Genomic DNA, 19,637 nt, shown 5'->3' with positions numbered 1-19,637 from the left:
GCTTCCATTGCTTGGAGATCCGATACTAGGCTTGGTATCAAATGATTCAGCTGGGATTAAGCTGAATCCTAGTAATCAGGCAAGAATTCTGAATTTTCCTGCTGCCATTTGGATGCCTCTTGATGCTTTCGATGTCAAGAGCACATTGCTGAATGGTCGTCGAGTTGCGGGTATGCAATTTGCAAAAGCAGTTGTCACTTGTCTTAAGTCTGAGGAGGAATTGCATCTCCTTTGCTCAACGGATGCAGAGCAAAAGGCTTTAACAGAGATGCTTGCACCCTTGATGCAAGCTAATACTAAAGCACGAATACATCAAAGTTGGAACCATCATTCCTTGGCAAGTCTTGGTTGTCTTCAAATTCTGGACTCTTCATTACATAGGCTCACCGAAATTCGTTTGCCTAATAAGGAGTTAGATTTCTCGATTGTAGGTTTGATTCATACCCTTAGTTCTACTGGGGCTATAGAAACGGTTGCTAATTGTGTGGCGAGAGATCTTTATCCTTGGGATGCCATTGTTTGTACCTCTAATGCTGGTAAGGATGTTGTCGAAAAAATTTGGCAACAGCGTGCAGCGTATCTTGCCCGCCGTTTAGGGGTTCCTTCTGTAAAGGATAATTGGATGCCTGCAACTCCCGTTATTCCTCTTCCAGGGCCTCGCAAGCAGCCTTATCGGCCAGATCTGAGTCGAAAGCAGCGAAGGGAATTGGCGCGAAAAGTGCTAGGAGTTTCAGATGAGGCGTTTGTTATTTGCTTTGTTGGCCGCCTTACCTTCAATAGCAAGGCTCATCCCGTTGTTTTATATCAAGCCTTGGCCAAGTTGTCTCAAGATGGGAGAGAAGTTGTTTTGATTGAGTGTGGTCAATTCCCTAATTCTGGATATAGGGATGCATTTGATGAGGTGGCTGGATTATTTCAAGGCTTCACTAGAATCGTTGTCGGTGGATTGTCGCCTGCGACTGAGAATGAGAAGTGGGAAGTTTATGCAGCTGCCAATGTCTTCCTGTCACACTCTGATAGTATTCAGGAAACATTTGGTCTGACAATCATCGAGGCAATGCTTGCTGAATTGCCGGTTATTGCTTCTGCATGGAATGGCTATCGTGATCTTGTTTTAGATGGAAAAACGGGCTTCCTTTTGCCTACAAAAGATTTGCTATTGGACCTTAAAGATGATCCTTTGGAGGATGCTTATTATGGGCGCGAACTCAGCTATGATATATGGATAGGCATCGCAAGTTTGGGCGTATTGATTGACAAGGATGCTCTCTATACGTCTTTAAGGTCATTTGTTGAATGTCCTGATTTAGGGGAAAGGTTTGCCGCTGAGGGTTTACGTCGCTTTCGTCAGCTATTCTCTCCTTTGGCAGTATTAGAGCGATATCGTGAGCTTTGGCTTGACTTGGCTGTCAAGCGTAACCAGGCTAAAAAAGATGGTGGTTATGCTTCTGGGAGGGCTCCCAAAATGGGAGAACTATTCTCGGGATATCCAAGCACTGTTCATCATTTAGAGGCAATTTCTTTGAAAAAGCCGAGTTATTTCAGCGCTTTGTTGAAGGGCCCAATGGCGATTGACTTCCTAGAGGGAATCAGTTGTGGCTCTGCAGATACTTTTTTGGAGTTTATCAAGGATAAGAATGTGGTCTCAGTTGTTGATTTACTTGCGCTTGGCTATCGGCGTGATCAAGCCCTTCGTTTGTTGACTTTGCTTGTAAAACTGGGTCTTGCAGAATCCAATCAAGTGGCTGGGTCGACTTCTTTGTGATTAGCTCTTCAGCGCTTGCTCGATCGCACCTTTCAGTTCAGTGCTCTCAGGTTCCACGCCACTCTTGAAACGTTTGAGCACGGTGCCGTCCTTACCCACAAGAAACTTTTCGAAGTTCCAGGCCACATCTCCTGCTGGTTCAGTTTGATTGAGGGTGGTGTAGGGCTCGGTGGTTTTGCCCATGGCGTGCACCTTGTCAAACAATTCGAAGCTGGCGCCGTACGTGGTGGAACAGAAGCTCTTGATCTCCTCGAGGGTGCCGGGCTCCTGGGCGCCAAAGTCGTTGCAAGGAAAGCCCAGCACGTTTAGTCCCTGAGGGCCGTATGTGTCTTGCAGCACTTGCAGGCCTTTGTATTGCTTGGTAAATCCACATCGGCTGGCCACATTCACGATTAACAGCACCGTGCCGTTGTATTCGCTGAGGGATTTCTCAGCACCCTCTGGAGTGTGAACCACAATCTGGCTGATGTTGATGGCCATGGACATTCGATTTTGTCTTCAAGACCCTAGCGAGGACCATTCGCCATACAGTGTGCTCGCCTTGACGGTTGGCCGATGAACGAGGCAACGGGGGTAACCAGTCCGGAGGCGGTCGTCGTCAGCGGCTCTGACCTGGTGGATTTGGTGGCCCAGCAGCTGCAAGCGCTGTTGTCAGCAGGCAATTATGACGCCGTGAAGATGCTGCTTCATCCGGTGCAACCGGTTGACATCGCTGAAGCCATTGGCATTTTGCCTCGCACCCTGCAGGCTCTGGCCTTCCGCTTGCTCAGCAAGGACGAGGCCATTGAGGTTTACGAATACCTAGAGCCTGCTGTTCAGCAGAGTCTGCTGGAACGCCTTCGCTCTGGTGAGGTGCTCGAGTTGGTGGAGGAGATGTCCCCCGATGACCGGGTGCGATTGTTTGATGAGCTGCCTGCCAAGGTGGTGCGACGATTGCTGGCAGAACTGAGCCCAGCAGAGCGACGGGTTACTGCTCAGTTGCTTGGTTACGAGCCTGAAACCGCTGGTCGCTTGATGACCACCGAGTTTATTGACCTCAAGGAATTTCACAGTGCAGCTCAGGCTCTCACGATCGTGAGGCGTAGAGCTCCTGACACGGAGACGATTTATAGCCTCTATGTGACTGATGGCGAGCGCCACCTTACCGGGATCCTTTCATTGCGAGATCTCGTGACTGCTGAGCCGGAGGCACGCATCGGGGATGTGATGACCCGCGATGTGGTGAACGTGCGCACTGACACAGATCAAGAGGAGGTGGCCCGAGCGATTCAGAGATACGACTTTTTGGCTGTCCCAGTTGTGGATCGAGAACAGCGATTGGTAGGGATCGTCACCGTCGATGATGTGATTGACGTGATTGAACAGGAGGCCACACGCGATCTTTATGCGGCTGGAGCTGTGCAGGCGGGGGATGAAGACGACTATTTCCAGAGCAATTTGTTGGTTGTTGCGCGTCGTCGAGTGGTGTGGCTGGCTGTATTGGTGGTAGCGAATGGCTTTACTAGTCAAGTGATTGCCATGAACGACGATGTGCTGAAGCATGTTGTGCTGTTGGCGGCGTTCATCCCGTTGTTGATCGGTACGGGCGGCAACGTTGGCGCTCAGAGTTCCACTGTGGTGATTCGAGGTCTTAGTACTCAGCGCATCCAGGCTCTTGGTCGCATGAAGGCGGTGTTGCGTGAGGCCATGGCGGGCGGGCTTTTGGGTTTGTTGATGTTGCTTGTGGTTGTTCCCTTTGCTTGGTGGCGGGGTGAAAGTCTTCTTGTGGGTGCAGCAGTAGGGATCAGCCTGATGGCTATCACTACCCTGGCGGCTACGGCTGGGGCTGCTTTGCCTTTGTTGTTCGATCGAATGGGTCTGGATCCCGCCCTGATGTCGGCGCCCTTTATTACGACAGCAACTGATGTGGCTGGGGTCTTTATCTATTTACGAACAGCGGCTTGGCTGCTTCAGCAAACAAATGGAATAGCGCTCTAGGTATTTTTGCCTAGAGCGCTTGGGGAGGGGGTTTCCCGTAGGGGCCTTTTGGATCGCTCGGGAGTAAGCTTTACAAAACGCAATAGAGTTGTCGTGGTCGACTCCGCAGTCTCCAAAGCCCTTGTTAAATCAGCGGTTGTGCCTGCTCGTCAGTTGCCCGCAGATGTCGACCTGGTGCGTTCATACCTGCGCGATATCGGTCGAGTGCCGCTACTGAGCCATGAACAGGAGATCACGCTGGGTCGTCAGGTGCAGGAGTTGATGTCTTTAGAGCAGTTGGAGTCTGAACTGGAAGGTCAAACAGGTGAGCCAGCGAGTCATAAAGAGCTGGCGAAGGCAGCTGGATTGAGTGCGTTGCAGCTCAAGAAGAAGTTGCAGAGCGGACGACGTGCGAAGGAGCGGATGGTGTCTGCGAACCTGCGCTTAGTGGTGAGTGTTGCCAAGAAGTACACCAAACGGAATATGGAGCTGCTTGATTTGATCCAAGAGGGAACGATCGGCTTGGTGAGGGGAGTGGAGAAGTTCGACCCAACCCGTGGCTACAAGTTTTCGACCTATGCGTATTGGTGGATTCGTCAGGGGATCACGCGTGCGATTGCGGAGAAGAGCCGGACGATCCGTCTGCCGATCCACATCACGGAGATGCTGAACAAGCTCAAGAAAGGCCAGCGAGAGTTAAGTCAGGAGATGGGGCGCACGCCAACAGTGAGCGAACTTGCAGAATTTGTGGAGTTGCCCGAGGAGGAGGTGAAGGATCTGATGTGCCGTGCCCGTCAGCCGATGAGTTTGGAGATGAAGGTGGGAGATGGGGATGAAACGGAGTTGCTTGAGTTGCTTGCTGGGGAAGAGGAGTTACCGAGTGAGAAGGTGGAAGTGGATTGCATGAAAGGCGATTTACGTACCTTGCTAGAAAAGTTGCCCGAGCTGCAGGGTCGTGTGCTGCGGATGCGTTATGGAATCGACGGAGGCGAGCCGATGAACCTCACCGGGATTGGCCGCATCCTCGACATCAGTCGTGATCGTGTTCGCAATCTGGAGCGCCATGGACTCAATGGTCTGCGCCAGTTGAGTGAAACGGTTGAGGCCTATGCGGCTTGCTGAATGATTCTGAGCAGCAGCGGATTGACCTCTTCAGGAGCTTCGTCGTGTGGGCAATGCCCTGCACCATCGACCACTGATAGGGAGCGGATACAAGGCAGCAACGCAGCCCAGCGACGTGCCTCCTGTAACGGTTCCCATGGATCGGCTGCCCCCCAGATCAGATCCACTGGCATGTTTAGATCAGCCATCAGTTCTGGAGCCAGGTAGTCGTCGAAGATGTTGATGAAACCGTGGAAGGCTTCTGCAGCACCTGGTCTATCGGCTGGTTTTTGCAGCATGCTCACCAAGGATCGATCGAGATTGTTGCCGCTGGGGTAGGCCTGCTTCAGCACTCGCTTGATCACCATCGGGTTTGCTGCGTTGCGGAAGAGGCTGTTGCTTAGCCAGCGCTGCTGAACCAGACTTTTCAACCACGGACGAGTCCAGCGCATCAGGCTGGGCTGTTCGTCTAATCGCTTGTCATCCAAGGTGCGCTGGGCGCAGTTGATCAGAACGACACCGGTGCAAGCCTCTTCGAGGAGTTGGGCTGCACGTAACGCAATCACGCCGCCGATTGAATTGCCCACAATGCGCACAGGGATCTGCACCACTTCGCGGCAGAAGGCGGCGACTTGGGCTCCCCAGCCATCAAAGTCGTAGCAGAAATCGCCTTGATGGGGGGCTTCGCCTCGCAGTCGTGCCCTTGGTTGGCTGCTGCCACCAAAGCCGAGCAGATCGATGGCGTAGCAGGGGCTTACTTTGGCCAACACCGATTGGTTATGGCGCCAATGCTCCTTGCAGGCTCCAAAGCCGTGGATGAGTAGCGTTGCTGAATTGGAATGATCTGCAGTGCCTGATCTGCTCCAAGCCACCTGCCAATCCTGCCAAGTCCAAATGTGATCTTCGGCGTTTGTCAAATCTGTGGTTCGCTGCTGAACCAGCGCTCCTCTAGATGCTTCACCACAACATAAAAGGGCGGTACCACTCCTAGAGACAGCACTGTGGCCACCACCAGACCTCCAAAAATCACAGTGCCCAGTGATTGTTGGCTATGGGCACCAGCTCCATTGGCCACCACTAGAGGGAGGAAGCCGGCTAAGGCTGCAATGGCAGTCATCAGGATGGGACGTAAGCGGGATTCGGCCGAGGCAGTCACAGCATCACTCGGGGTCATGCCGCTTTTCAGATTTTGTTCGGCGACTTCCACAATCAGGATGCCGTTCTTCGCCGCCAGGCCGATGAGGGTCACCAGGCCAACCTGGGCATAGATGTTGAGGTCGATCGAGCGGATCGCTAGAAACGCCAACGCTCCAAGCATCGCTAATGGCACAGTCATCAGAATGATGACTGGTGTGACATAGCTCTCGTATTGGGCAGATAGCACCAGATAGACGATGAGCAGTCCGAGTCCGAAGACCATGATGCTTGCGCTGCCTGCAGATAACTGCAGTGCAGCCAAGCCGGTGAAGGCGTAGCCGATGTTGGAGAAGTCTTGTTTTTGGAAGAGGTCTTGAATGGCCTGCAAGGCTTGGCCTGAACTTTTGCCGACGGCCTCCGCACCTTGAATGAGCACTGTGCGGTAGAGGTTGTAATGGCTGATGACTGGGGGCGCACTGCTCAGGTTTGCGGAGGCGAACTGTGAGACTTGTACAAGCTCGCCATCACGACTGCGCACGTAATAACTCAGGATGTCGTTAATGTCGTTGCGTTGTTCGGCTGATGATTGCACATAGATGTTGCGGACTTGACCGTTTTCGTATGTGAGGCCTGAATAGTTGCTGCCAGCCAGGGTGGCGATGGTGTTCATTGCCTCCTGATAGTCAACGTTTAAGGCTCCCATCACAGCTCGGTCGACTTGGAGTCCGAAGGCCGGAGCGCTGGGAATGAACTGGGTGTAAAGGCTGGAGAATTCGCTGCTTGCCTTACCGGCTTTGATGAGATCATTGGCAATCCCATCCAGTTGGTTGAAGCTGTAGGAACCGTTGCTGAGATCGTTGAGCTGGAAGTAAAACCCTCCCTGAGATGAGAAGCCCGGGACAGCAGGAGGTTGGGCAGAAACCGCCATGGCACTACTGAGCTTCTCTAACTTGGCGTTAAGCCGATCGACGATGGCTGCTGCACTGTTGCTGTTGCCTTTGCGTTCATTGAGAGGCTTAAGGCCGAAAAAGAATGCACCCTGATCGGGGCTGGAGCCATTGAAACCGAAGCCACTCACAATTGACGCTGCATCGATGTTCTTTTCGGTTTTGAGCAGCTCGGCAATTTGTTCTCCTGTTTGTTGGGTTTGGCTCAGTGAGGCGCCATTTTGAAGTTGGTAAAAACCCAATCCATACCCTTGGTCTTCTTCCGGGATGAAGGCAGAGGGAATGGCAGTGAAGGCGAAGGCAGTCAGCAGGATGCCACCAGCGAGACTGGCCAGGATTAAGCGGCGTTTAGTGATTAACGATTTGATCAGTTGCGCATAACGCTTTTGTAAATCATCGAAAAAGCTGTTGAAACGATGAAAAATGAAAGGGAGGTTGCTGCTGGCGATGACACCCAACACCACACCAAGTACGTAGGTCCAACTGCCGAAAGCAGTTGCTGTGAAGCGACCAAAGGCTAATCCCACTAACACTCCTGCGAGGATCCAGCCCCAACCTTTGGGTTCTCGAGGCTTGTCGCTACGTAGAATCAAGCCTGACAACATTGGTGAGAAAGTTAGGGCGTTAAATGCTGAGATAGCAATTGAGAAGGCAATGGTTAGGGCGAATTGCTTGTAGATGATGCCGATGCCACCTGGGTAGAAGGCCACTGGTACGAAGACGGCCATCAGGGCCAAGGCCGTAGCCACTAAGGCGCCAAATAGTTCTCCCATGCAGGCCAGTGCTGCCTGGCGAGGACGCATCCCTGATTCGATGTTTTTTGATACAGCTTCGATCACCACAATTGCATCATCGACCACCAATCCCGTAGCGAGAACTAGGCCAAGCAGGGTGAGTTGATTAATGGAGAAACCGAAGACTTTAAGGAAGGCAAAGGTGCCAATTAGAGAGATTGGGATGGCCAAACTTGGAATGACTGTTGCTCGCCAGTTCTGCAGGAAAATAAAGAGAATGAGCAGCACCAGGACAATTGCAAGCCCAAGGGCATCAACGACTCCTTCAACAGAGGATTCAATAAATTGACCAATGTTGTAGATCTGCGATACGTTGATCCCTGGTGGAGCTGCGGCAGCAAACTGATCGATTACTTTCACCACGTCATTGGAAACGTCTAATGCGTTGCTATCAGGTGTCTGGTAGACAGCCAGTGTCATGGCTGGGTGCCCATTCACGTCGATTGCATCGGCTGTAAAAGTATTGGAGCCATAAATCACTTCGCCAATATCTTTTAGCAGTAATAGATTGCCACTTGTAGTGCGACTAATGATGAGGTTATTGAAGTCTTCGATGGAGACAAGATTGCCATTATCTTCAACCAGGATTGGGTATGTGTAGGCTTGGTCACCTGTTGCAGGAGGACCGCCTACAAGACCTCCAATCGCTACGCTGTTCTGGCTTTTTACAGCATTGATGATGTCTTCGGCGGTTAGTTTGTTGGCTGCCAGTTTGTCGGGATTGATAAATAGCCAATAGGCTGGATTTGCTCCACCCAGTACGCCAACATTGGCAACTCCTGGGACTCTGCCAAGGGGGTAATAGAGCTGTTTATAAATCAGGCCATTGAGGTAATTAGCATCAAATTGCCCCTGCGTTGAACCAACTTGGTAGGCCAGCAGGATGGATGGATTGCTTTGTTCAACGGAAACACCCGTCGCCTGAACTTGCTCCGGTAGCTGGGGCATGGCCAGGGAAACGCGGTTTTGCACATTGACTTGGTCGATATTGATATTGGTGGCCTCATCGAAGTAGACATTGATTGTGCTTTGCCCCTCCATGTCACTGGTGGACGAGATGTAGTTAACGCCAGGAACACCGTTGATCTGTTGCTCTAACGGATTGGTGACAGCTTGTTCGGTGACTAGCGAATTCCCGCCGCCATAGTTTGCTGTGACTTGAATCAGTGGACTGGCGATATTTGGCAGGTTGGCGATTGGTAAGGAAGGGATTGCGATAATTCCAACCAGCACGATGAGGATGCTGCAGACTGTTGTCAGAACTGGTCTTTTGATGAAGTTGTCGGAGAACGCCATGCTTTATTCAGTTGCTTCCCTTCTTGGCAGCTTGTGTTGGCGCAATCTTCACGGGCATGCCGTTACGCAGTAGTGCTGTGTTGCTTGAAACAACTTGCTCGCCTTTTTGCAGGCCTGATTTCAATGGGTAGAGGTTGTTTTGCAGTTGGCCCAGGGTGACAGCTCTTTGCAACACAATCGGCGTGCTATTAGGTAACGATTCGAGCTTCTTTTTGGTTGCTTCGGGTAATGAGCTTGATGCTTTGATTTTGGGGAGTGCCTTACTTAGTGGTACAACAACGTAGACAAAGGGTTGTTGGGCCTCCATGAATACTGCTTGAACAGGAACAGCAAGGCTTGTGAATTGGCCCGTTACGATCTGACTTTTGACAAATTGTCCAGTTTTTAACTTACCTGTGAGGTTGGGAAAGCTTGCTTTCACCATGAGTGTGTTTGGAGACTTATTTGTTCCCTTTAGCTCGTAATAGGGCGAGATAAAGACAACGGAGCCCTGCCCTGTGAAAGGTGGTGTGGTTTGGGATGCAACCATCACCGTTTGCCCTAGTTGCACCTGGTTGGCTTGCGTTGCTGGGATCTGCATCAGTGTCCACAGCGTCGAATCGTCAACGATGCCTGTAATGGTTTGCCCTTTTTTCACATAGTCGCCAAGTTTCACCATGTCCAGATCGCCGATTACGCCATTGATTGGCGCGCGTACAAATTTGTAGCCAAGGGTGGCTGCATCAGCTTTTGCCTGATCTCGCGATTGGATCGCCTGCACTGCATATTTGTCGCGAGTCTTGGCTGATGCTGCGCCCTGCTGGTACAGGAACTCGTAACGCTCAGCATTGAGTTGGTCTTTCCTTGCTTCGGATTTGGCGGCGTCCAGGGCAGCACTTTGTTGCTCGTTGTCGAGCACCAGGATGGCTTGACCAGCTTTAACGTGTTGCCCTTCCTTGGCGAGGATTTTGATCACTGTGCCGTCGGTCTGTGGTTTTAAAGCCACGTTTTTGGTCGACTCCAGCATGCTGACGGCACTGACCGTTGGCGTAAAATTGCTTGAGGTGATTCGGGTTGCTTCAACCGTCAGGAATTTGTGAGCAGCCTTATTGCTGCAGCTCGTCACCATCAAGACGGCCCCTAGCAGGGCAATTGTGGTGGAGCTAGATGCCATCAGAACGTGCTTTTTCGCGGACGATAACCTCCCTCGCATCTGCTTGCTCCGGCGAAGGTTCACCCATGATTAACGATAGGTACTCCTATCCTCTGACCCAAGAGTTTCTTTAGGGTTGTTTGATCTTTGTGCTCCGCATTCATGGGGGCGGATTCGCTCAGGGTCTGGAGCGCTGCTACAGGGTTGGTGTTGGTGATTTTCCTGCTTCTCCATCTGGGTGGAGTTGCGATGGCGCCTTTTGCACCGGTGAGCTTTGAGACTTATGCAGCGGCTTTACATCAGTCTGCTTGGATGCCGTTTGCAGAGTTTGGCTTTTTAGCTGCAGCTTTGATGCACTTGGGCCTGAGCCTGGCCAAGCTGATTGTTAATCGCCGTGCTGGTAATCGTGCTGGTCTTGTTAGCCGCCGAGGTGATCTCCTTGCTGTCTTAGCAGCACGTAGTCAAGCGATTGGTGGTTTGATCTTGCTTGGCTTTCTGGTGGTACATCTATTGCAGCTGCGCTGGCCCAGGCCACCCGCCGGCGAGGAGCTGCTAGCGCTGGGTGTTGTGTTGTCTCAGCCTACAAATGTGGGTCTCTATCTATTGGCCGCTGTGGCCGTCAGCTTGCACCTGTTTCACGGTGGTGAGGCAGCTCATCGCAGCTTGGGATTGCTTGATCCAGCTAATGGTTTGCGCATTCGGCGCGTCTTCCGCATGCTGGCGTTGCTTGTGGGCGGCGGCTTCAGCGTGGTGGTGTTGCTGGTCGCTGCCTTAGCGTTGCAGATGGGTCAGTGATGAATGGTTTGCCTGATCCTCGTCTCCCATCAGGCACGATCGCCGATGCATGGAACCGCACGCAAGGATCGCTGCCATTAATCAGCCCATTGCGCAAACGGAATCTTCAGTTGTTGGTGGTAGGCACGGGGTTGGCTGGGGCCTCGGCGGCGGCAACCTTGGCCGAGCAGGGCTACCAGGTGCGTGTGATCAGCTTTCACGACAGTCCTCGACGGGCACACTCAGTGGCCGCCCAGGGAGGCATTAATGCCGCTCGCCCTCGCCCTCGCCCTGTGGATGGTGACAGCGTTAGCCGCCTCTTTGTCGATACCCTTCGCGGCGGTGACTTCCGTGCGCGTGAGGCAGGCTGCCAGCGTTTGGCTGAGATCAGTAGCGCGATCATCGATCAGTGCGTTGCTCAGGGCGTTCCCTTTGCGCGTGAGTACGACGGAACACTGTCGACCAGAAGAATGGGAGGGGCTTCGGTCAGTCGCACCTTTTATGCTCGCGGTCAGACTGGCCAGCAATTGCTCTGCGGCGCTTATCAGGCGTTGATGCGTCAGGTGGCTCTTGGTCAGGTGGAGTTGCTTTGTCGTCGCGATGTTTTGGAGCTCATCAAGGTGGATGGCGTGGCCCGAGGGGTGGTGTGCCGTGACCTGCTTAGTGGTGAATTGGAGGTGCATACCGCTCAGGCGGTGTTGCTAGCGACTGGTGGCTATAGCAACGTCTACTTTCTTTCGACAAATGCACTGAAATCGAATGCAAGCGCCATTTGGCGGGCTCATCGTCAGGGAGCTTTATTCGCGAACCCTTGCTTCACCCAGATCCACCCAACCTGCATTCCAAGTGGTGATCCCTCTCAGAGTAAGCGAACCTTGATGAGTGAGAGCTTGCGCAATGACGGGCGTGTTTGGCTGCCATTAGATTGTGGAGATCAGCGTTCAGCTGTTGAGATTCCTGAGACCGAGCGCGATTACTTCCTTGAACGTCAGTATCCGGCCTACGGCAACATGGTGCCCAGAGATGTGGCTTCACGCTGTGCCAGGGAGCTCTGCAACGCGGGGCATGGCGTGGGTCCTGGTGGCCAAGCATTTTATCTCGACCTGAGCGATGCGATCTCGAGTCAGGGACGAGAGGTGATTGTGGAGCGATACGGCAACCTTTTGGAGATGTATGAGCGAATTACGGGCGAGGATCCGTTGATGATACCAATGCGCATCTCTCCAGCCCCCCATTACACGATGGGTGGTCTATGGGTTGATTACTACCTGATGAGTTCGATTCCGGGATTGTTTGTGCTTGGTGAGGCCAACTTCTCTGAGCATGGGGCTAATCGTCTCGGCGCTAGTGCTCTGATGCAAGGTTTGGCTGATGGCTACTTCATTGCGCCGGCTACCGTCACTGCTTGGTTAGCAGGCCATACCACCACGCCTGTTGCTTGCGATCATTTGGCTTGCCGCGAAGCTCTGGAGCGGGCCAGTGGCCGGATTGCGCTTTTGTTCAAGGGGGCGGGTCAACGGTCGGTTGATTCTTTTCATCGTGAGCTTGGAGCCGTGATGATTGATCGCTGCGGTATCAGCCGTGATGCCGAAGGGCTGCGTGCTGGGTTGGCAGATGTGGCATTGCTGGAGCAGCGTTTTCATGCTGAGGTCAGTATTCCTGGAGAGGTTCAGGGTCCTAACCCTGAGCTCGAGAAGGGGTTGAGGGTTGCTGATTTCTTTGGGATGGCCAAGTTGATGTTGCGCGATGCCTTGGCTAGGGAGGAGTCTTGTGGAGCCCACTTCCGTGAAGAGCATCAGACAGAAGAAGGCGAAGCTCGGCGTGATGATGAGAACTTTGCCCACATTGCTGCTTGGGAAGATCGCGAGCGGGCCGAGCCGATTCGCCATGCTGAGCCGCTCAACTTCACGAGCTTGAAGCCCAGTCAACGTAGTTATCGATGAGCCATAAGCTTTCGCTCACGCTGCGTATTTGGCGTCAGGTGTCAAGCAACAGTTCCGGTGCTTTCCATGTCTACCGGCTTGAGCAGATTTCTGCCGACATGTCGCTATTGGAGGCTCTTGATCGTCTCAATGAACAGCTGATTGCTCAAGCCAAGCGCCCGGTGTCTTTCGATCACGACTGTCGCGAGGGTATTTGTGGTAGCTGTGGCTTTCTTGTTAATGGTCAGGCTCATGGGCCTCAGACCGGCACCACTGTGTGTCAGCTCTATCTGCGCCAGTTTGCTGATGGCGACACATTAACGCTAGAGCCATGGCGGGCACGAGCTTTTCCTCTCATTCAAGATCTGGTGGTGGATCGGTCGGCCTTTGACCGGTTGATTGCAGCTGGTGGCTATTGCTCGGTGAATACGGGCCAAGTTCCAGAAGGAAATGCCTTGCTTATAGGGAAGGATCAAGCTGCTTCTGCCTTTGAAACGGCCACTTGCATCGGTTGTGGCGCATGCGTGGCCAGTTGTCGTAATGCCTCAGCAAGTTTGTTTGTGGCGGCCAAGCTGGCCCATTTAGGTCAGTTACCTCAGGGGCAACCGGAGAGCAAGCGCCGGGCGAAGACGTTGCAAGAGCGCATGCTCGAGGAGGGTTTTGGTAGCTGTAGCAGCAATTTGGAGTGTGAGGCGGTGTGCCCGAAGCAAATTTCAGCTGATTGGATCAGCTGGATGCATCGCGAGGCACGTTGATATCTGGTGCTCATCTACTGATTGGAGCCATTAAGCCATCAATTTGATTTGGTACAGCACGTCTTCTAGGGCATCGGCAGCTATCACGCCGGCGAACCGTTGTGGATGGCTTTCATTGATGCAGCTGTTGAGCGGTGTGAGCAGGGTGGATGGTTTGGGGTGACAGAACTGAACAACACTGAGCCGCTCAAGATTGGATTGACTTGGCGCTAAGACGCGGTGCCAACCTGTTGGGATGAGTCCATTGCTGATCCGTTCAAGCATCAAGCCACTGTTGACGATCACTTGCCCTTCAGGCGCAATGGCATCAACCCAACAGCCATCGATGTAGACCTGTAGGCCTGGGGCCGTGGCTCGCGGCAAGGCTGTAATCAGGTTGATGTCGCCATGGGCGGCGGCCCACATGTGCCCTGCAGCAGGGGCTTGGTTCATGGGTGGGTAGCGGATTGCTCTGGTGAGCGTTGGTGCGTCTTGGATCAGATCAGTGAAAAAATCATGATGGCAACCAAGGCCAGTAGCGATGATTCGCAGCACGCGACGCTGCAACTCGGCGATGGTTTGGTGGAAGGTTTGCAGCACTCCAGTGATTCCTGGTACGGCTACTTCTGGTAGGAGTTGTTCTGGATAGAGCGTGGGGAAACGGAGGCGTAACGGGTGCTTATCTGGGAGTGGTAATGCCCAGTTGAGCATTTCCTTCCAATCGGGCAGCTTTTCGCCTGCCGCTGTTTCGACAAGTGTGTCTGTATAGCCAGTCTGGCCAAAAGCTTCGGGCACGTTGAATTGTCTTTTTGTTGTCGCTTCTAGAGCAAAGAAACGTCTCAACATCCCGTAGGCCTCATCGAGAAGCGCCGAAGGCAGATCACTGGTGGTCACCACAAACCCTGTTCCGAGGCTGCGCATTAGCCCGTCAACGACAGCTGCTTGTTGACGTTTCGTGCCCTGTTCAAAAGCCAGCAGGTCAACATCGAGAATCGTCTGGGTCAAGCCATTGCCTGGTTGAACGGACGCTGCAATGGTGCCTTAAAACCTCGTTCCAGCCCAGTTCACCTGTGGCAGGTTGGTGGTTCGTTGTTCCTGCTTGTTGGACTCTCTATACCCTGATGTCATCGAGAACAGCTGGCGCCGATGCTTTGCGATGAACAGTTCTGTCTGAGGGTGCTGTCGGAACTGGATCAGCTCGAGGAGTACTGGCTGGAGTTCATGTACAGCCAGGGTCCTGAAGCAGTGGCTACTTCATACCAGATGTTGGGGGCATCACTTGGAGCGGACTATGGAGCAACTCGGTCCCGCCATGATGATCACAGAGGCTGAGCTGGTTTGCCCATGGAGGGCTCAGCACTAAAAAGTGGACCTTTAAGATCCGCTGCGCTGGAATGGTGAAGGGGGCGTTGCAGCCCCCTTCAGTTATTTGGGTGATACAGATTGGTCATGCCATAACGCCTGTCCTTTTCATTAAAAGGGTCCTTAAAATGACCCTTTTAATATAGTTGGTAGTTGGCTAATATTCATACAATATCGACAATCATTTTAGCTGCATGAATTGACAACTACAATAATCGTTATTGCGTAGAAAACGAATCAAAGCCTTCCAGGGAATTCTGCAGGATCATTGCCTTTTATAATCCAAATGATGAAGTTGTTCCATCCTGAGCATGTTCCACACCAACTTGCACCAGCTGCAATTTCAGACAACTGTTCAAAGCTCAGTTCTTCAGTTGAAAGCGATCTGTCAAAGTTGTTGTTCATGATGATTTAGGTAATTGGATAATCCAAAGCTAAATTGCCTTGGACACTGACAGCTTCTCAAAATTATTTTGCTAAGTATGCTCCTGAGTCACGGAATTCTGTGAAGTTGCTCACGCTTCTATGAGATGCGCGAGTGATGGGAGGTCAAATAACAGTCGGGCGCTGCAATGGGTCTCGCTAGTAAGCTCTAACTTGGGGACGCAATATGCGGCAAACACTGGATCAATTGGCTCTTAATAGAGTGCTGGCCTAACAACTGCAGAACACTGGAAAGGCAAGACGCAAGATATTTAGCCCCATCAAAGAGAATCCAACGCCGATTTCTCCTGAGCCTTCCGAACCTCATAAACCAAGCGATCGGAGAGTCCGGCGTTGAGAAATGCCTTACCTCCTAGAAATGCCCACAACGCCCGCTCAAGAGGTTGAGTGCCATGACGGGATACCAAGCGAACCAGTTCATCAACCTCGGCAAATCCTTGGCTTCTTCTGGCTTGATGAGCAAGTGAAGGTGGTTAGCCATTAGGCACAACAGCCCATAGCCCTTCATGGCAAATTTCTGCTTGGCCTTTTTCAGTACTGCCTGTAAGACATCCCGCCTAAGGGCTTTAGCAATCAAGACCTGCCTGCTATTGCAGCGCAGCGTGATGTGCAAACTGCACCCAGACGGCATTATGCGTTTTGATCGAGCCATGGGCTGACGGCATTAGAGCTCGATCATCAACAAGGTAATAACGGATAGCTTCTCAGCAGAACTCAAGCCCCTAACTATTTCCTCATCCCTAACCCACATAACTTGTCGAGTTGAGCGACAGCGCCAACAACAGCATCGAGATTATTTTGCTTTAAAGTAAGCCTTCGTGATATCCAAGCGACTGTCTCACGCTCTGCTTTAAGGCCTTGGCGGCAGAAGGCTTAAAGAGTCAGGTTCGCTGGCTTGCTTATTACCGAGTCAGTACAGATTGCCAGGGGCAGTCTGGCCTTGGTCTTGAAGCTCAGCGGGCAAAAATAGCAGCCATGGCAGCGGAGCGTGGGGCATTGATCGTTGCAGAGTTTGTTGAGGTGGAGAGAGGGCGGAGAAAGGATCGCCCTCAGTGAGCCGCGGCTTTGGCTCAGGCTCGTGCTGAGAATGCTGTGATTGTGGTGGCCAAGATCGATCGGTTGGCTCGGGATACAGGCTTCGTCTTGAAGCTTGCTAACGAGGCAGAGAAGAACGGCATGGGTGGCTTTGTGTTCTGCGATCTCCCGGAGATCGACGCCACCACCAGTGCTGGGCGGATGGTGCTCACGATGATGGCCAGCGTCGCTGAGTTCGAGGCGCGCCGGATTAGTGAGCACACCAAAGAAGCGTTGGCTGCGGCTAAGGCAAGGGGGGGTCGTCTTGGGGGATACCGGTCAGGTGCAGCCAAGCAGTCTTTTTTGCGCAAGCAGAAGGCTGTTGCGGAGGCCGAGGATCTGCGTGGAGTTCTCGAGCCAATGGTTAGTGCAGGTTTGAGCGTCAGGGCGATGGTTGCTGCTTTGGCAGGAGTCGACAAGCTCAGCAGTACTGGGCGGCCGCTGGCTCCGGCGCAGATTGGTCGGATCCTCCAGCGCTTGGGTTTGTCGGGAAAGCTTCTGGGGAGTGACCAGGCCTGGGTTGCTGTCTGATGGACCCAGGAGGAAGAAGCGGGCATCGCGATATCAGTCAGATAGCTCCTGAACTGAGGCGCACACTGCTGGCCTGGTGGGAAGTCCATGGTCGCAAGGACATTGCCATCAAGCCGTGGATGTTTACGGCCGATGGACGCTGGCCCGAACCAAACGAAGATCTCTCGCCCTACGGCATTTGGATCGCTGAGGTGATGCTCCAGCAAACCCAGTTGAGGGTGATGCGTCCCTACTGGGAGCAGTGGATGTTGGTGTTGCCAACGGTGCAGCATTTGGCTGCTGCTGAAGAGCGCCAAGTGTTGTTGCTGTGGCAAGGCCTGGGCTATTACTCTCGTGCCCGCAGGTTGCATCAGGCGGCGCGTCAATTGGCCGCTTCCCCTCTGCCCTCTTCTCTTGAGGGTTGGCAGGCTGTTCCGGGTATTGGTCGCACCACGGCAGGGAGCATCCTTTCCAGTGCATTGAATAGTCCAGTACCAATTCTTGATGGCAATGTGCGTCGTGTGCTGGCCAGACTTCATGCTTGCCTGGAGCCACCCCAAAGAGCTCAGGCACGTTTTTGGCAGTGGAGTGAAGCCCTTCTAGATCCTTTGCGGCCAAGGGATTTCAATCAGGCCTTGATGGATTTGGGGGCTTTGGTTTGTACCTCTAGAAGCCCGAGTTGTCATGTTTGCCCTTGGCAACGCAGTTGTGCTGCCTACGCTTCTGGAGAGCCAAGCCACTTCCCCGTGAAGGATGCGAGCAAGCCCATTCCCTCCCAGGTGATTGGTGTGGGGGTTGTGCTGAACAAAGCGGGTGAGGTCTTAATTGATCAGCGGCTGAATGAGGGTTTACTTGGTGGTTTGTGGGAATTCCCTGGTGGCAAGCAGGAGCCAGGTGAAACCATCGAAGCCACCATTGCTCGCGAGCTCAGGGAGGAATTGGCGATTGAAGTGCAGGTGGGTGAGCAGCTGATTGCTCTTGACCATGCCTATAGCCATAAGAAGCTTCGCTTTGTTGTTCATCTCTGCCGCTGGAGTTCAGGAGAACCCAAGCCTTTGGCGAGTCAGCAGGTGTGCTGGGTGAAGCCTGAAGATCTTTCTGACTATCCCTTCCCGGCAGCCAATGCGCGCATGATTGCCGCGTTGATTGATCATCTGCGTGCAGACATGCTTAGCCAGCGTTCCTAGCTTCATTTCAGTAGCTCTTAACTGATGACGGGGACCAATCCGGTTCACAGCCATGAGCCTGAGGTGATTTGCTTGGGCGAGGCGTTGGTGGATCGTCTTGGACCGCTGGGGGGAGATCCAGCTGTTGATCAGCCTGTGGAGGATTGTCTAGGAGGAGCCCCTGCCAACGTGGCTTGTGGGTTAGCTCGGCTTGGTACCAAGGTGGCCTTTCTAGGACGTCTTGGAGACGATGCCATCGGGACCAGGTTTCGCGAATTATTTGACACTCGAGGCGTGAACCTGGCTGGTTTGCAGACTGATCAGCGCCGGCCCAGTCGCATTGTCTTGGTGCGCCGTGATCTTGATGGTGAGAGGGTCTTTCAGGGTTTTGCAGGCGACCGTGGAGACGGTTTTGCCGATCAGGACTTGTCTGCAGAGGAGTTGGCGGCCACTTGGCCTTTGCTGGTCCTTAAGGCGCGCTGGTTGTTGATCGGCTCCATTCCTTTGGCCACTCCAGCTTCAGCCCAAGCCCTGCTTTGGTGCGTTGAGCAGGCGCAAACAGCAGGCCTTCAGATCGCATTGGATGTGAACTGGCGTCCAACCTTCTGGGATCCTGGCCGTTCTCCCGATAGTGGCCCTGATGAGAAGGCCTTGCAAGCGATTGCGCCGCTTCTTGAGCGTGCTTCTCTGCTCAAACTGGCTAGGGAAGAGGCCGTTTGGTTCTTTGACACTGACGACCCTGCAGCGATTGCGCGATCCCTTCCGCAGCAGCCGGATGTGGTTGTGACCGATGGGGCGCGTCCGGTGCGGTGGTGGATAGGGGGTTGTGTTGGGGAGCTTGCAGCGCTTTCTCCCCCTTCAGTTGTCGATACCACCGGTGCTGGTGATGCTTTCACTGCAGGTTTGCTGCATCAATTTTTGATGGATGCCTCATCTCAACGAGATCTGATCAAGGCCCGGGAGATGGTTCGTTTTGCTGCAGCCTGTGGCGCGCTTGTTTGTGGAGGGGCTGGTGGTATCGATCCGCAGCCGTCTCAGATGCAAGTGGAGGAGTTTTTGGGGTCGTTCGCAGGTGAGGTGAACTGAGCCAGACGACCTCCTTCAGCTCGATGCTGCAATTGCAATCTCCAGGCTTCAGGCAAGTTCAGGCTTAATCGATCAGGCCATTCCACGGCCATGAGGGCACCTAGTGCTTGGGCTTCTTCTTCCTCTTGCAGAAATAGCTCATTGGCAGTGCTGGGTTGCTCCAAGCGGTAGAGATCTAGATGGATCAGAGGAGGATTCCCGTCCGGGTAGTGCTGAGCAAGAGCGTATGTAGGTGATGTGATCGGCTCACGGATGCCGAGAGCGGTTGCGATGCCTTGCACCACAGAGGTTTTGCCAGCTCCCAGGGGCCCCTCTAGCAACAGCACTGATAAAGCAGGTAGCCGCTGGACAAGGACTATTCCTAGGCATCGAGTGGCATCAAGATTTTCAAGAATCCATGAGTCATCTGTAGATTGCCCCATAAGCGATCCCGAAGT

15 protein-coding genes and 1 pseudogene are annotated in these 19,637 nt (G+C 53.1%); 9 read left to right on the top strand and 7 right to left on the bottom strand.

The window, feature by feature from the left end; genetic code table 11:
- Positions 1–7 precede the first annotated feature (7 nt).
- Complete coding sequence (locus SIB68_RS08025) at positions 8–1,765, top strand: glycosyltransferase family 4 protein (protein ID WP_063399213.1); 1,758 nt, start codon at positions 8–10, stop codon at positions 1,763–1,765.
- Here the strand turns inward: SIB68_RS08025 and SIB68_RS08020 are convergent, their stop codons facing one another.
- The gene (locus SIB68_RS08020; protein ID WP_063399212.1) at positions 1,766–2,245 is read right to left on the bottom strand and encodes a glutathione peroxidase; all 480 of its coding nucleotides are present in this window, start codon (positions 2,243–2,245) and stop codon (positions 1,766–1,768) included.
- 75 nt (positions 2,246–2,320) lie between these two features.
- Here SIB68_RS08020 and mgtE point away from each other — a divergent pair, with 75 nt between their 5' ends.
- Entirely contained in the window at positions 2,321–3,742 is a 1,422-nt protein-coding gene (gene mgtE, locus SIB68_RS08015) for a magnesium transporter (protein WP_063399211.1), read from the top strand.
- A gap of 93 nt (positions 3,743–3,835) precedes the next feature.
- Positions 3,836–4,843, top strand: a complete 1,008-nt coding sequence (locus SIB68_RS08010) for an RpoD/SigA family RNA polymerase sigma factor (protein WP_413681822.1) — start codon at positions 3,836–3,838, stop codon at positions 4,841–4,843.
- Here the strand turns inward: SIB68_RS08010 and SIB68_RS08005 are convergent.
- The 3 genes from SIB68_RS08005 to SIB68_RS07995 are packed head-to-tail and all read right to left on the bottom strand — an operon-like array spanning position 4,828 to position 10,149.
- Complete coding sequence (locus tag SIB68_RS08005) at positions 4,828–5,739, bottom strand: alpha/beta fold hydrolase (RefSeq protein ID WP_063399103.1); 912 nt, start codon at positions 5,737–5,739, stop codon at positions 4,828–4,830. The two genes, SIB68_RS08010 and SIB68_RS08005, sit on opposite strands and share 16 nt — an antisense overlap.
- Positions 5,736–8,996: an efflux RND transporter permease subunit gene (locus SIB68_RS08000; RefSeq protein ID WP_063399104.1), complete on the bottom strand. Its 3,261-nt coding sequence runs from the start codon at positions 8,994–8,996 to the stop codon at positions 5,736–5,738. Before SIB68_RS08000 ends, SIB68_RS08005 begins: the two co-directional genes overlap by 4 nt.
- Before the next feature lie 7 nt (positions 8,997–9,003).
- Positions 9,004–10,149, bottom strand: coding sequence for an efflux RND transporter periplasmic adaptor subunit (locus tag SIB68_RS07995; RefSeq protein WP_413681821.1), 1,146 nt, complete (start codon positions 10,147–10,149; stop codon positions 9,004–9,006).
- Between the two features lie 141 nt (positions 10,150–10,290).
- Between SIB68_RS07995 and SIB68_RS07990 the strand changes: the two genes are divergently transcribed.
- Genes SIB68_RS07990 through SIB68_RS07980 form a run of 3 tightly spaced genes read left to right on the top strand, consistent with a single transcriptional unit; the run spans position 10,291 to position 13,579 of the window.
- Positions 10,291–10,923, top strand: coding sequence for a succinate dehydrogenase cytochrome b subunit (locus tag SIB68_RS07990; protein ID WP_063399105.1), 633 nt, complete (start codon positions 10,291–10,293; stop codon positions 10,921–10,923).
- On the top strand, positions 10,923–12,845 hold the full coding sequence (locus SIB68_RS07985) for a fumarate reductase/succinate dehydrogenase flavoprotein subunit (RefSeq protein WP_063399106.1): 1,923 nt from the start codon (positions 10,923–10,925) through the stop codon (positions 12,843–12,845). The genes SIB68_RS07990 and SIB68_RS07985 overlap by 1 nt, the downstream gene beginning before the upstream one ends.
- Positions 12,842–13,579 carry a succinate dehydrogenase/fumarate reductase iron-sulfur subunit gene (locus SIB68_RS07980; RefSeq protein ID WP_063399107.1) on the top strand — a complete coding sequence of 246 codons (738 nt, stop codon included), beginning with the start codon at positions 12,842–12,844 and terminating at the stop codon, positions 13,577–13,579. Before SIB68_RS07985 ends, SIB68_RS07980 begins: the two co-directional genes overlap by 4 nt.
- A gap of 30 nt (positions 13,580–13,609) precedes the next feature.
- On the opposite strand, the gene SIB68_RS07975 is transcribed toward SIB68_RS07980, so the two are convergent.
- Positions 13,610–14,563 carry an isopenicillin N synthase family dioxygenase gene (locus tag SIB68_RS07975; RefSeq protein ID WP_063399108.1) on the bottom strand — a complete coding sequence of 318 codons (954 nt, stop codon included), beginning with the start codon at positions 14,561–14,563 and terminating at the stop codon, positions 13,610–13,612.
- A gap of 1,153 nt (positions 14,564–15,716) precedes the next feature.
- Positions 15,717–15,995, bottom strand: coding sequence for a transposase (locus SIB68_RS07970; RefSeq protein ID WP_328586769.1), 279 nt, complete (start codon positions 15,993–15,995; stop codon positions 15,717–15,719).
- Positions 15,996–16,222: 227 nt separating this feature from the next.
- Between SIB68_RS07970 and SIB68_RS07965 the strand changes: the two are divergent.
- From SIB68_RS07965 to SIB68_RS07955, 3 genes and pseudogenes are all read left to right on the top strand, one after another.
- Positions 16,223–16,969, top strand: a pseudogene (locus SIB68_RS07965) (recombinase family protein).
- Positions 16,969–18,135, top strand: coding sequence for an 8-oxo-dGTP diphosphatase MutT (gene mutT / locus SIB68_RS07960; protein ID WP_063399110.1), 1,167 nt, complete (start codon positions 16,969–16,971; stop codon positions 18,133–18,135). The pseudogene SIB68_RS07965 and the gene mutT overlap by 1 nt, the downstream one beginning before the upstream one ends.
- Positions 18,136–18,159: 24 nt before the next feature.
- Positions 18,160–19,200 carry a carbohydrate kinase family protein gene (locus tag SIB68_RS07955; RefSeq protein ID WP_063399111.1) on the top strand — a complete coding sequence of 347 codons (1,041 nt, stop codon included), beginning with the start codon at positions 18,160–18,162 and terminating at the stop codon, positions 19,198–19,200.
- On the opposite strand, the gene tsaE is transcribed toward SIB68_RS07955, so the two are convergent.
- Positions 19,149–19,622: a tRNA (adenosine(37)-N6)-threonylcarbamoyltransferase complex ATPase subunit type 1 TsaE gene (tsaE, locus tag SIB68_RS07950; protein WP_063399146.1), complete on the bottom strand. Its 474-nt coding sequence runs from the start codon at positions 19,620–19,622 to the stop codon at positions 19,149–19,151. The genes SIB68_RS07955 and tsaE overlap by 52 nt on opposite strands.
- Between the last annotated feature and the right edge of the window lie 15 nt (positions 19,623–19,637).

This window comes from Prochlorococcus sp. MIT 1323 (assembly GCF_047304905.1).
Taxonomy (GTDB): Bacteria; Cyanobacteriota; Cyanobacteriia; order PCC-6307; family Cyanobiaceae; genus Prochlorococcus; species Prochlorococcus marinus_D.
Note: the sequence above shows the minus strand (reverse complement) of the source record. Positions and strands in the feature narration are given on the sequence as shown.

Bases quoted from the DNA above. Each gene is read 5' to 3' on its own strand.
- SIB68_RS08020 (WP_063399212.1), bottom strand. From the start codon at position 2,245: ATGGCCATCAACATCAGCCAGATTGTGGTTCACACTCCAGAGGGTGCT.
- mgtE (WP_063399211.1), top strand. From the start codon at position 2,321: ATGAACGAGGCAACGGGGGTAACCAGTCCGGAGGCGGTCGTCGTCAGC.
- SIB68_RS08000 (WP_063399104.1), bottom strand. From the start codon at position 8,996: ATGGCGTTCTCCGACAACTTCATCAAAAGACCAGTTCTGACAACAGTC.
- SIB68_RS07995 (WP_413681821.1), bottom strand. From the start codon at position 10,149: ATGGCATCTAGCTCCACCACAATTGCCCTGCTAGGGGCCGTCTTGATG.
- SIB68_RS07990 (WP_063399105.1), top strand. From the start codon at position 10,291: ATGGGGGCGGATTCGCTCAGGGTCTGGAGCGCTGCTACAGGGTTGGTG.
- SIB68_RS07985 (WP_063399106.1), top strand. From the start codon at position 10,923: ATGAATGGTTTGCCTGATCCTCGTCTCCCATCAGGCACGATCGCCGAT.
- SIB68_RS07980 (WP_063399107.1), top strand. From the start codon at position 12,842: ATGAGCCATAAGCTTTCGCTCACGCTGCGTATTTGGCGTCAGGTGTCA.
- SIB68_RS07970 (WP_328586769.1), bottom strand. From the start codon at position 15,995: ATGCCGTCTGGGTGCAGTTTGCACATCACGCTGCGCTGCAATAGCAGG.
- mutT (WP_063399110.1), top strand. From the start codon at position 16,969: ATGGACCCAGGAGGAAGAAGCGGGCATCGCGATATCAGTCAGATAGCT.
- SIB68_RS07955 (WP_063399111.1), top strand. From the start codon at position 18,160: ATGACGGGGACCAATCCGGTTCACAGCCATGAGCCTGAGGTGATTTGC.
- tsaE (WP_063399146.1), bottom strand. From the start codon at position 19,622: ATGGGGCAATCTACAGATGACTCATGGATTCTTGAAAATCTTGATGCC.